This is a genomic window from bacterium (genome assembly GCA_040753555.1).
In the GTDB taxonomy this organism is placed as follows: Bacteria; UBA9089; UBA9088; order UBA9088; family UBA9088; genus JBFLYE01.
Genome location: JBFMDZ010000059.1, coordinates 1 through 12,411 on the forward strand (window position 1 = coordinate 1; position 12,411 = coordinate 12,411).

A 12,411-nucleotide genomic window follows, 5' to 3' on the forward strand; every position below is an offset into this window, starting at 1 on the left:
CTCCAAGATTTTATTTGTTGCACTTATCTCCCCTTTTACAAGGCTTATCTCCTTTTCGGCAAGCCCTAATCTCTCCAGCATCCTTTCTAATACCTTATTTGTTGCACTTATCTCCCCTTTTACAAGGCTTATCTCCTTATGAACCTCAATAAACCTTCTATCCATTTCCCTATATAATTCCTCAAACCTTTTATTTATTTCCTCAAACCTTTTATTTACTTCCTCAAACCGCAGATTCATTTCCTGCCTAAGCTCCCTTAGCTCTGGCACCAGGACATCAACCATTGCCTTTCTAAATGCCTCTGTAAGCTCTTTTACTCCCATTTCAATGCTCCTTTAAACCCTGCGTATATCAAGCCAATCAAAAGAATAGCGATGAAAATAAGCATTTCAACAAGCAAGATAAGGGAAGGAACCTGTGAATTGCGGAATATACACGCCCAGGGGAGGATAAAAACAACCTCTACATCAAAAATAAGAAATATAAGGCCATAGAGGTAATATTTTGTGTCGTATTGGATATAAGCAGAGCCAATAGGTTTTTCTCCGCATTCATAGGAAGAAAATCCCTCCTTGCTTTCTCTTTTTGGTTTTAAAAACCAATTTAGAAAAAGAGCCCCTCCTCCAAATACAAGACCTACTAAGAGAAAAAAAAGAATCCAGATATAAGCATTCATAATTCAGAAACCCATACATTTCCACAAGAGGGGCATCTTGTTGGACTGTCTTCTAGCATATCGTCTTCTAATGACAAATTTTTCCTTAAAAGATCCTCTTTGTGCATTACCTCCCATTCATAGCCACACACATCACAGAGGAAGCGATTTCTTTTATTTTGATTGTCATAAAGGTCTTCTGTTCTCATTTTTTGCTTTCAATTTTTTTCTTTAATATATTTCCTGGTTTAAAAATTACAACCCTTCTTTCTGGAATAGAAACAGCTTTACCTGTCTTTGGGTTTCTTCCCAGCCTTTTCTTCCTTTCCTTTGTTTTAAATATCCCAAATCCCCTAAACTCAACATTCTCTCCCTTTGATAAGGTATCGGAAATTTTGAGAAAAAGGTTTTCTATAATATCCTTAATAGTTTTTTGAGGAACATCCGTATCCTCTGCTATTTTTATAACCAAATCCCTCTTTGTTAATTTCATATAAATTTCTAAATCCTAAATTTTTAAATTATTAAAACCCTTTTATCGCCTTTTCTGCCTCTTTTAATATTTCCTCTGCCGCTTTTCTTTCCTCTTCTGCCTGCTTTGCAGCCAGCCTTGCCGCTTCTTCTGCAAATCTTGCTGCCTCTGCTTCAGCTAATGCCTTTGCTTGGGCTTGCTTTGTAATCTCTGTTTTTGCCTTTGTCCACTTAAATGCCTCTTTCGCTGCCTCTGCCAATGCCTTTACCTTAAGCTCTGTAGCCTTTGATGCTTCAAATGTCTCCTGCGCCCTGCTTGCGGCTATCTTTGCTGCCTCTGCCTCCATAATTGCCCTTGATTCTTGCTCCTTTGCAACAATAACAGATGTCTTTTGCCTCTCTAAATTTGCCTTAACACCCTCAATTACGGCATTAAGCCTCCTTTCTGTTTCCTTTAGGGCAAGCTCCTTTGCCAATTCTTCATCCTTTGCCTTATTTGCCATTTGCATCTGGGAAGATGCTCTTTTCCCAAATTCTGTAGCAGATATGGCATTTCCATCAGCCAATGCCTTTTGTCCTAGCAAATAAAATTCCTTTGCCATCCTAATAGCCTCTTCCCTCTTTTTCTTTACAAAGAGAAGCTCCTCTTTAGCTACATTAAGCTCTGCCTGCACCCTTGCTTCTGTAGCCTTTGCACCCTCAAGGGCTGCATAAGCAGATGCTTGTGCTGCCTTTGCTGCATCGGCTGATGCTAATGCTGCCTTTGCCGCTGCCTCAGCTGATTTTGTCCCATCTGCCCAAGATACCTTTATCCTTCTTTGTTGGATTTTAAACCCATATCTATAGTCTAAATACATCCTTGAGCTTTGTCTTTCTAGCTTTCCTCTTTCCATTATTTTACAACCATTGATTTTATGGCAGAAAAATCATCTGCCTTTAGTTTATAGAAGTATAAGCCCTTGGATACATTTTGTCCAGAATTATTTTTTAAGTCCCAGAATATCGCACTACCTTCCTTTGCCTGGGTATAGGAGCCTTTGTTCCTTTGACCAACATTTATTGTCCTTATTTTTTGTCCCAAGATATTAAAGATATTTATCTCTATATTGGAATCCTTTGCCAGATTAAAGGGAATCCAGCAACCATCCTTTGTTGGATTTGGGAAGGATGGAAAAAGCTCTGTCTTTGTGGGGATTATGGGTTTTGCTTCGGGTTTTTCTATTTCTAGAATATTTCCCTCAGAATTCTTAAGCTCTATTTTGTCAATGGAAATTAGAGAGAGAAGCTCATCAGAAGACATTGTGCTAATTCCTTGAGTAGAGACCTTTGGTTTGATAATGAGCTGGGCAATGGGTGCGATATTTTCCTCATCTTCTTCCTCTAATGTTTCTATTCCTTTACTTTCTATGGTTGTAGATTCTGTTGCCACATCAAAATATATCTCTTCATCGGGAACAATCGCTACCTCTATATTTGCCTCTCCTTTGTTATTGTCAATCTCTGAATGAAGAAAGATACCTTTGGTTTCTGTCCCTTCTTCTTGGATAGACATTGTTCTTTCCTCATCCTCAAAGATTGGAGCCTGAATATCCTTTATGCTTATTTTTTCTGGAGAAAAGCCTACATTTATCCTTGCCTCGGTTATTTCATCCTCAACATCCTTAAGCATAATTGAGACCTTGATTTCATCACTTAATATACTTACAGGCCCTTTCTGAAGAACTACCTTTGGCTTTGGTTTGTCCTTTTTCTCCTCTACTACATTCATTGGAATTACGCTTAATGCTCCCTTTGAATCATCCTTTCTTCCATAGACATAGTAAGTTGCATTATAATGGGCATAAAATGTCCACCTAAACCACCAAAAGTGAAATGTAAACCCTCTTAGTTGAATCTTAATCACCAATCTATTGTTAGCCTCGTCAATATAAGTTCCATAATTTCCTGAAAGGAAAGCCCTATGAATCCTATAATCCCATTTATATATTTTATAGCTTGGATCAGAGGGATAGAGATAGAATGTCCTTACTTCATATGTTGGAGAAACTTCATTAAGGGTTAGGCTATTATTTCCTCCATATATAGTGATAGGCTCATTTATAGGAATCCTTCCATAAACATAATATGTTGCCCTATACTTTGCTTTGCGATACCATTTTCCATCAAGCCTTACCTTGATGACCAATCTATTATTGGCATAGTCAATATAGGTTCCATCATCCCTTCCCTTCTTGGCATAATGAATTGTATAGCCCCAGTTATATATCTTAAACCTTGGATCAGAGGGATAGAGATAAAAGGTATAATTACTTCCATGCCTTGAGGCAACACTAATGTATCTGCTATTATCCCCTCCATAGATATAGTCAGGCAGCAAGAAAGAAAGAGAAACATCTGAATCTATACCTACTTCTTTTGTTTGAAGGGTTACTCCATATTTTTCTATTCTCATAAGATAATCACCGGCTTTAAGCCCAGTAATCTTATATCTTCCATTCTTGTCGGTGGTAGTAGAACCTCTGATTTTATTGTTCTTAATTGCGCTAGCCTTTACCTCTACAGGAGCACCATTAGATTCCTTGGTTACTGTGCCTGAAATTGAGAATAATTCAGGACTTTCCCTATATCCTTCCAAGGTTGTATTAAACCATACATTACCAGGAGGACAGGGCGTGTATTTATCAACCCTTTGTCCGGCAATATTATATTTCACATAGTAGACAAATGTCCTAACAATTGCCTCTTTATTAGAAACAGAGATTACATCTGCCCAGGTAGAGCCATTATTAGGATTTGCCCCAGATAATCCATTGGTTTGAACCTGCAATACCTCTGGTGTTTCTACAAACTCCTTGGGAAATGTAATTTTTCCCCTTACCTCATATCTTTTTACCTTTAAATAAACCCCAGAACCAAGACCAGGGCAATTGATAAATGCCCATCTATCAAATTCCTGTTGACTTTCTATCCATATGTTAGAAGCAGGGAAGGTAAAATATATCATAAGAAGGGAAAAATCAAGGATGGATTCACCCCCTTCATTTACCACCACCTCCTTGCTTCTTACCTCATATCTATTTTTGCTCGCATACAATTTATATTTTCCCACTGGAAGGGCAAGCTTATATCTTCCCTCATTATCCGTGGTTGCGGTGCGATAGGTTCCTCCTACCTTTATGGTTGCACCAACCAAGGGATTATTGGTTTGTTTATCAAAAACCCTTCCTGTGATTATGCCAACCTTGGGAATGGTATAGCCAGAATTAGAGGGAGGGGTTTTGGGGTACCATTCGTATTCATTGGACCCTGTATCACCTGTGTCGTTCCAGCTATCGTGAAAGTTTGGTCCTTTTGGAGGTCCATTACCGACATTTTTGTTAAGCAGATCTTTAAGAAGCTCATTGGCCCAGTCTACAGGGGATTTGCATTTTGTATGTCCCCAAGGGATATTCCTCACCATCCAATATAGACTTTTGTCATTTACCCCTTCTTTGTTTGGAAGGGTTTTTAAATTAAATGTCTTATAGCTTAAGAATTCGCCTGAGCCATCAGGAGAGTCATCTGCATAATAATTTCCAATTATTTTTGCCGCATCATCCCAAAAGCCAAATATAGGATAGCTCCCATGCGAACCTTCGCCAACCCCTCTTTCTCCAGTAGGAGGAAATGTCCAATCTCCATGGCCTCCCACAAAGACTATGGGATGGGTATTATCATCAACCAAAAAGTCAACCCCGAGGTTGCTACATCTCTTAACATAGCGATGAAAATAATAGTCAACATACTCAATCTTTGCAGTATTCGGATCTTGTGAGGATACCCCAACATTTATATGCTCCCAGTCTCCCTCATGGTTATTCACCCAGTCATTGAAGGGATAGAAGAACCAATATTGGATAACTGCCTTATTTCCATCGGGAAAGATATGGGCATAGATTGTATCATTATATAGCCCTTTTAGGTTATGCCAATCTTGATACCAGGTATCTGGTGAGTCCCTTCCAGAGCCTCCAAAATCATAGTGGAAGAAAACAAAGTAGACACCAGATGCACAACCAGGAGGCCTTCCTCCTATTTTATATAATCTTTCATACATCTCACAAGTCAAATTAGGTAGCCAATAGGTAGTAGTAACATCCCACCTTGGATCAGCAGCAGAAAAATCTCCTACCAACTCATTTCCTTGGAAGGTACGAACATAGAGGCTCAATTGGTCTAGAGGCATAGATATGCCATCATTTCTTCCATTGCTTATAATCTCAACCGGCTTTGGACAAACCCCTTGGTCGCCTGAATGAAGCTGCAATGATGGGCAAAATTTCTTCGCCAAGTCTTCTTTCCAGTCTCCATAGCCATTGACACAGGATGACAAAATCAATCCTGCTAAAATCTTTTTAATTTTCATTTTTTTCTCCTCCTTTTTTAGGTTTTTTATCAAAATAGTTTCCCACTTTATAACCAAGAAATCCTCCAACCACAGCAGGAATTATTATGAGAGAAGAAGGTGGTTCACCAATAGGATCATTACCTAAATTACTCAATCCCGCTGCAAAATAAAGTATATACCCTAATCCCCCTCCAATTCCTATGCCAATAAGGGTGCCATATATCCTCCCCTTTTTGCTTTTTTCCTCAAGCCTGCCTTCTTCATCAGATTTCAATGAGAATGCAGGGTTTGTGTTCATATGTAACAGGTCAGCATTGGACATCCCTTGGTCGCCTGAATGGAGCTGTAAGGAAGGGCAAAATTTCTTCGCCAAGTCTTCTTTCCCGTCTCCATAGCCATTGACACAGGATAACAAAATCAATCCTGCTAAAATCTTTTTAATTTTCATTTTTTTCTCCTCCTTTTTTAGGTTTTTTATCAAAACATTCTCCAACAATGTATCCTATTGCTCCTCCAATAATGGTTGGAACTAGCATAAATCTGATTCGTCCAGGATCGTCATTACCACCCTCCCCCAATCCCCAAGGAGTACGATAAAGCATCTCTCCAAACCCAGCTCCAATTCCTGCTCCTATAATTGCTCCAATTATCCTTCCTTTTTTAGGCTTTTCTTCAAGCTTGCCTTCTTCATCAGATTTCAATGAGAATGCAGGGTTTGTGCTCATATGCAATAGGTCAGCATCAGACACCCCTTGGTTTCCTGAATGAAGCTGTAAGAATGGAGCAAAGCCTAATTTTTCCTCAAACTCACTAGAATATCCCTTTTCAATAAAAAAAAAGAAACACAATCCTATCAGAAAATATACCTTCATTCCATCTTGATATTTAGGGTATATACAGAACCCTTAATTCTCCTTTATATTCTCCAAAGATTATGCAAGGTATAAGGTATATAAAACCATATTTTTTAAACATCAAAATCTTTCAATCTTATATTAAGATATTCTATTTTTTATGTTTAAAACCCCTTTATCGCCTTTTCTGCCTCTTTTAATATTTCCTCTGCCGCTTTTCTTTCCTCTTCTGCCTGCTTTGCAGCCAGCCTTGCCGCTTCTTCTGCAAATCTTGCTGCCTCTGCTTCAGCTAATGCCTTTGCTTGGGCTTGCTTTGTAATCTCTGTTTTTGCCTTTGTCCACTTAAATGCCTCTTTCGCTGCCTCTGCCAATGCCTTTACCTTAAGCTCTGTAGCCTTTGATGCTTCAAATGTCTCCTGCGCCCTGCTTGCGGCTATCTTTGCTGCCTCTGCCTCCATAATTGCCCTTGATTCTTGCTCCTTTGCAACAATAACAGATGTCTTTTGCCTCTCTAAATTTGCCTTAACACCCTCAATTACGGCATTAAGCCTCCTTTCTGTTTCCTTTAGGGCAAGCTCCTTTGCCAATTCTTCATCCTTTGCCTTATTTGCCATTTGCATCTGGGAAGATGCTCTTTTCCCAAATTCTGTAGCAGATATGGCATTTCCATCAGCCAATGCCTTTTGTCCTAGCAAATAAAATTCCTTTGCCATCCTAATAGCCTCTTCCCTCTTTTTCTTTACAAAGAGAAGCTCCTCTTTAGCTACATTAAGCTCTGCCTGCACCCTTGCTTCTGTAGCCTTTGCATCTTCAAGGGCTGCATAAGCAGATGCTTGTGCTGCCTTTGCTGCATCGGCTGCTGCTAGAGCTGCCTTTGCCGCTGCCTCAGCTGATTTTGCCTTTGCTTCTGCATAATCCTTATCTGCCAGAGTTACCCTAGCCAAAGCCTCTGCTTCTTTTAAGGCCTCTTCAGCTGCTAGGGCATCCGCAATCATTTCAGCCTCAGCAATCCTTGCCTCCTCTGCAATGGCTACAGCCCTTGCCTCAGCTGCCCAAGCAGCTTCTACCTTCTTTTGTAGGATTTCAACCATATTGGTAATATTGGTTGGTGTCCCAAATTCCGCCCATACTTTCATTGAAAGCACGCTTAAAAGAAATAAAAATTTCTTCATTCTATTTACCTCCATAAACATAATTGTAAATTTTAAATTACTAGATTTTAAATTGTAAAGGGAAATTTAAAAAAGGCATGACATTTTAATTCCAATAGAATTTCCCTTATAATCATTATCCTTTTCTTTATGGTCTATATTTTTATATTCCATATTTATCTGATATTTTACAGAAAGGGAATAATCAAAGGAAAGGGATGTGATATTTTCTTCTAAAATTGTATTTGTTTTTTCCTTTGTCTTTGAATAATCATAAGAGGGGGTTATCCTTAAAGATTGGGTTGGAAAAAAGCTTGCGGATAAAAGATAAAAATTTGAATCCTGCTCTGTCTTTTGAGCCCCTGCTCCTGCCTCAGATGTGATGAAAGAAATGGAGGAAGAAAAGGAGACCTTTTTTGTTAATGGCCCAGATGCATTTAAAGAATAAGAGGAAAGCAAGGAATCGTATTCATTGTCTTTTTTATTGTCAGAGGAGCTTCTGCTATAATCAAATGATGTGTCTATATCTTTTATGCCCCAAGAAATGCCGAAAGAAAACTCATTTGCTATCCTTAAAGGAGAAATTGTATTATCTTTTTCCTTCGTATTTTTGTAATCAATAGATACATCGGGAAATTGCCTTGGTGTAATATCTGATTTTATCTCATAAATCCTTGTTTTTGTTGTATTTGCTTCCCTATCACTTGGGTTATCATCGTAAGATTTTATATTCACATTAAATTCAACAGGTTTATCAGATGGAATGTATTTTGTGTTAAGTTTAATTCCTTCCCAATTAACATCACATCCTGTATTTCCAGCTGTATAAAAATTTGGCTCAATATATTGGTATATTCCTTCAAAGGAAAGCCTGGTAAAATTAAGAGAAAATCCTGCAAGAAATGCCTTATCTTTATACGAGCCTATGTTATCTTGCTTGTCATTATCATAATCTGAAAAGGCGAGGTTTGATTTAAAAGAAGCATCTCTTGCTAAAGGAATAACAATATCGCCTTGCAAAACCTTATTCATTATAGGCTTTGTATTAGAAAGACCGACTGATGCAGGGTCATCCTCTGCCTGAAGGTATGTTATTCCCCAAGTGTTATTTCTAAAAGAAGAGAAAACCCTTGCTAATCCAAGCCATTGGCGATATTGTCCAGATGTAGATGAGCCTGGCTCTATCTTTTCTTTTGATACACCACAAGAAAACAACACCCCCCTATCTTTCCAGTCTCCCTTAATTCCACGGATTGTGCTATTTTTCATTGTAAAATCAGAAATGTCTAATAAAACATCGCCTCCTTCAAGCTTTCCTGATGGAAGGTCAAGGCTAATATAGGCATTCTGAACATCAGCTTTATTAAGCTTGTCATAGTTAAAATTTAGAATTCCGGCGATGTTATTTTTATCGAGCTTTCCAACAGAGGATAATTCCATTATATATGAGAAATCCTTTGGGTATTCATCAACATCCTTGTTGATGTCTATGTATCTTATCCCAAACCCAATGTTTCCATTCATAGAAAGCCTATGGTCTGCTTGCCCAAAAACAACCCCTGTAATCATTAAACCAAACAAAATTCTCTTCATTTCATTTTTCCTCCTAAATTATTTAACTAAATTTATACTATTTATCCTTAATTTGTCAAATTTTTTTTAAAAAGATGATGTTTTCAAAGTTCATCTTAAATAATCACAGAATTTGTATGTGTTTTAGAATTAAAGCAAAAAATGGTTATAAATTAGATGTTATATAGCGGTATAAATAACCCTCCTTTATCTTATAATCTGGCTTTTTCCATTCTTTAAGTCTATTTTTTATCTCATTATCACTTATTTCTACATCAAGCCTTCTATTTGGGATGTCTATTTTTATTATATCGCCCTCTTTTACAATGGCAATTGGCCCTCCATCCTGTGCCTCTGGTAATATATGACCAATTGCAGCGCCCTTTGAGCCTCCAGAGAATCTTCCGTCTGTAATCAAGGCACAATATTTATCAAGCCCCATTCCAGAAAGTGATGATGTTGGTCCTAGCATCTCACGCATACCAGGCCCTCCCTTTGCTCCTTCATAGCGGATAACTAAACAATCACCCTTTTTTATCTTTCCATCCAATATTTCCTTTTGTGCATCTTCCTCAGAGTCAAATACCCTTGCGGGTCCAGAATGAACAAGCATTTCAGGAAGAACCGCAGATTGCTTTACAACGCATCCTTTGGGTGCTATGTTTCCATAGAGGATGGCAATACCTCCCTCTTTTGAATATGGGTTATCAATCTCTCTTATAACATCTGGGTTTAGGTTTTTTGCTTCTTTTATGTTTTCTCCAATTGTCTTTCCCGAGACAGTAAGGCAGGATTCATCAATTAACGCATTTTTACAAAGCTCCTTTAAAACAGCAGGGATCCCTCCTGCCTTATCCAGGTCTTCTATATGCTGATTACTGGCAGGAGAAATTTTGCATAGGTTCGGCGTTTTTCTGCTTATCTCATCAAATGCCTTTAAGTCAAGAGAGATTTCTCCCTCCTTTGCAATGGCAGGAAGGTGAAGGACAGTATTTGTTGAGCCACCCAATGCCATATCAAGGGAAATTGCATTTAAAAATGCAGGATTTGTTGCAATATCCCTTGGTTTTATATCCCTTTCTATAAGCTCCATTATTTTCATCCCTGTCTCCTTTGCAAGCCTTATTCTCTTTGATGAAACAGCAGGGATTGTTCCATTGCCAGGAAGGGCTAATCCTAATCCTTCTGTTAGGCAATTCATTGTATTTGCTGTGAACATTCCTGCACAAGAGCCACAGCCAGGGCAGGCAGAGTTTTCTAATTCCTCTATATTTTCCTTCTTTGCAACACCCTCAAAGACTGTAATAAGGTCAATGGGTTTTCCATCCAGGTATCCTGCAAGCATTGGCCCTCCACTTATCATAATGGATGGAATATTCAATCTCAACATCGCCATCAACATCCCAGGGATTATTTTATCGCAATTTGTTATACAGACCAGGCCATCAAATGGATATGCAGATGCCATAACCTCAACAGAATCTGCAATCAATTCACGGGATGGAAGGGAATATTTCATCCCAGAATGACCCATTGCTATTCCATCGCAGATGCCAATGGTTGAGAATTCCATAGGGCATCCGCCAACAATCCTTATCCCCTCCTTTACTGCCTCTGCAATTTTATTCAAATGGATATGACCTGGAATAAGCTCATTCCAAGAATTACAAATGCCAATAATGGGCTTTTGTAATTCAACATCTGTATAGCCCATTGCCTTAAACAATGAGCGATGTGGTGCCCTCTCTACCCCCTTTTTCATTACATCTGAACGCATTGTCAAATTATAGTATCTTTTAAATCTTCTTGCAATACTTAATTTATACTTCCAAAATATGTCCAAGCTTTTCCTTCTTTGTCTTAAGGTAGTTTATATTTTTTGGGTTTATCTCTCCTGTAATGGGAATTCTCTCCTTTATCTTTATTCCATACCCTTCAAGACCAATTATCTTTCTTGGGTTGTTTGTAAGAAGCCTTATGCTTGAAAGCCCAAGGTCAACCAATATCTGTGCCCCTGTCCCATACTCCCTTAAATCAGGAGGAAATCCCAAAGCCTTGTTTGCTTCTACGGTATCCATACCTTCATCCTGAAGGCTATATGCTTTAAGCTTATCCAAAAGCCCAATCCCCCTTCCTTCCTGGATGAGATATAAAAGGACACCCTCCTTTTCTTTTTCTAGCATTTCAAGGCTCTTTCTTAATTGCTCACCACAATCACACCTTAAGGAATGGAATATATCACCTGTAAGGCATTGGGAATGGACCCTTACTAAGACATTCTTTTTACCAGATACCTCACCCTTTACAAATGCAAGGTGGATTCCTTTGTCTATCAATGAGGAATAGGCACTAACCTTGAAGCTTCCAAATTTTGTTGGAAGGTTTGTCTCTGTTATTCTTTTTACTACTGCCCTTTCAAGATTGAATCTGTAGGTACAGACGCTTAAGTTTTATGCGAGCATCCTCTGTGGTGAATTGCCAATCAATACCCTTTTGTTTTTGGTTGCGTCTGCATGCCCATGTTTTAGTTTTGTTACGCAATGTCTCAATATCTGGAATCCGTCGATTTAGACACTGTTGCGTTAATGCACTTAAGTTCAATCTCTGCAATATTTAACCAGTTTCCATGTTTAGGTGTGTGATGAATCTCAAGCCGTTTTGCCAAACTTCGAGCCTCCTCTGCTCAAAGGCTTCATAAAGAGAACCTATTTTATGCGTGTTCAGGTTATCCATTACTAGCCGAATGCGCTCTGCTTTAGGATAATGTTCGTTCAGAAGGTGGCAACTTGATATGCCCAATCTACACCTCTTTTTTTTCTGTTACATCCACATGTTGCCATCCACCGAGCGGCTCGGTAAACATAAATATATTTGCCGTACCATTGCGTTCATATTTTCATAGTCTTGGCGAGCTGGTTTGCCTGGTTCTGCCGGAATAGTTTTTCGCGTTTCCTTGATAAGCTGTCGTGGCTGTTCATCTATGCAGACCATTGGAATATTCGGATCATACGGCAAACAGTAAAGATCGAGAATGTCTTCCATACGAGCCACAAACTCGGCATTTTGTTCTGGTGGTATTCAGTTCTATTTTTGACAGGATGAACAGGATTGACAGGATTAAATTTATCTTGTTCATCATAAATTATAAGAACGATGAATATTCCGACAATTCCCTCGCCTTTCGCTTTACTTCAACCCTCTTTTCTCCAAAATTAATAATCAAACCAACATCCTCATAATGGCAGTCAAATAGTTCACCAATTGTAATTTATGGGCAATGGCAATCCGTCAAACGGACACAGGGTTATGATAATTTTTTT

Annotated in this window: 12 protein-coding genes; all 12 read right to left on the reverse strand. The window is 38.6% G+C overall.

Going from position 1 to position 12,411, the window contains the following annotated elements:
- Positions 1 to 324: hypothetical protein (locus tag AB1630_06385; GenBank protein ID MEW6103426.1), on the reverse strand; the 324-nt coding region annotated here is incomplete at its 3' end.
- Positions 315 to 677: an NADH-quinone oxidoreductase subunit A gene (locus AB1630_06390; GenBank protein ID MEW6103427.1), complete on the reverse strand. Its 363-nt coding sequence runs from the start codon at positions 675 to 677 to the stop codon at positions 315 to 317. The genes AB1630_06390 and AB1630_06385, both read right to left, overlap by 10 nt.
- Entirely contained in the window at positions 674 to 865 is a 192-nt protein-coding gene (locus tag AB1630_06395) for a hypothetical protein (protein MEW6103428.1), read from the reverse strand. The genes AB1630_06390 and AB1630_06395 overlap by 4 nt, the downstream gene beginning before the upstream one ends.
- Complete coding sequence (locus AB1630_06400; GenBank protein ID MEW6103429.1) at positions 862 to 1,149, reverse strand: HU family DNA-binding protein; 288 nt, start codon at positions 1,147 to 1,149, stop codon at positions 862 to 864. The genes AB1630_06395 and AB1630_06400 overlap by 4 nt, the downstream gene beginning before the upstream one ends.
- A 31-nt stretch (positions 1,150 to 1,180) precedes the next feature.
- A complete protein-coding gene (locus tag AB1630_06405) occupies positions 1,181 to 2,020 on the reverse strand; it encodes a hypothetical protein (GenBank protein MEW6103430.1) in 840 nt (279 codons plus the stop codon).
- On the reverse strand, positions 2,020 to 5,532 hold the full coding sequence (locus tag AB1630_06410; GenBank protein MEW6103431.1) for a carboxypeptidase regulatory-like domain-containing protein: 3,513 nt from the start codon (positions 5,530 to 5,532) through the stop codon (positions 2,020 to 2,022). Before AB1630_06410 ends, AB1630_06405 begins: the two co-directional genes overlap by 1 nt.
- Positions 5,522 to 5,962, reverse strand: coding sequence for a hypothetical protein (locus AB1630_06415; GenBank protein MEW6103432.1), 441 nt, complete (start codon positions 5,960 to 5,962; stop codon positions 5,522 to 5,524). The genes AB1630_06410 and AB1630_06415 overlap by 11 nt, the downstream gene beginning before the upstream one ends.
- Positions 5,952 to 6,386, reverse strand: a complete 435-nt coding sequence (locus tag AB1630_06420; GenBank protein MEW6103433.1) for a hypothetical protein — start codon at positions 6,384 to 6,386, stop codon at positions 5,952 to 5,954. Before AB1630_06420 ends, AB1630_06415 begins: the two co-directional genes overlap by 11 nt.
- Before the next feature lie 146 nt (positions 6,387 to 6,532).
- Complete coding sequence (locus AB1630_06425) at positions 6,533 to 7,540, reverse strand: hypothetical protein (protein MEW6103434.1); 1,008 nt, start codon at positions 7,538 to 7,540, stop codon at positions 6,533 to 6,535.
- Between the two features lie 66 nt (positions 7,541 to 7,606).
- Positions 7,607 to 9,112, reverse strand: a complete 1,506-nt coding sequence (locus AB1630_06430) for a hypothetical protein (GenBank protein MEW6103435.1) — start codon at positions 9,110 to 9,112, stop codon at positions 7,607 to 7,609.
- A 145-nt stretch (positions 9,113 to 9,257) separates the two neighbouring features.
- A complete protein-coding gene (ilvD, locus tag AB1630_06435) occupies positions 9,258 to 10,868 on the reverse strand; it encodes a dihydroxy-acid dehydratase (GenBank protein MEW6103436.1) in 1,611 nt (536 codons plus the stop codon).
- Positions 10,869 to 10,911: 43 nt separating this feature from the next.
- Positions 10,912 to 11,487 (reverse strand): GTP cyclohydrolase II, encoded by a 576-nt coding sequence (gene ribA, locus AB1630_06440; GenBank protein ID MEW6103437.1) that lies wholly within the window; start codon positions 11,485 to 11,487, stop codon positions 10,912 to 10,914.
- Positions 11,488 to 12,411 lie beyond the last annotated feature (924 nt).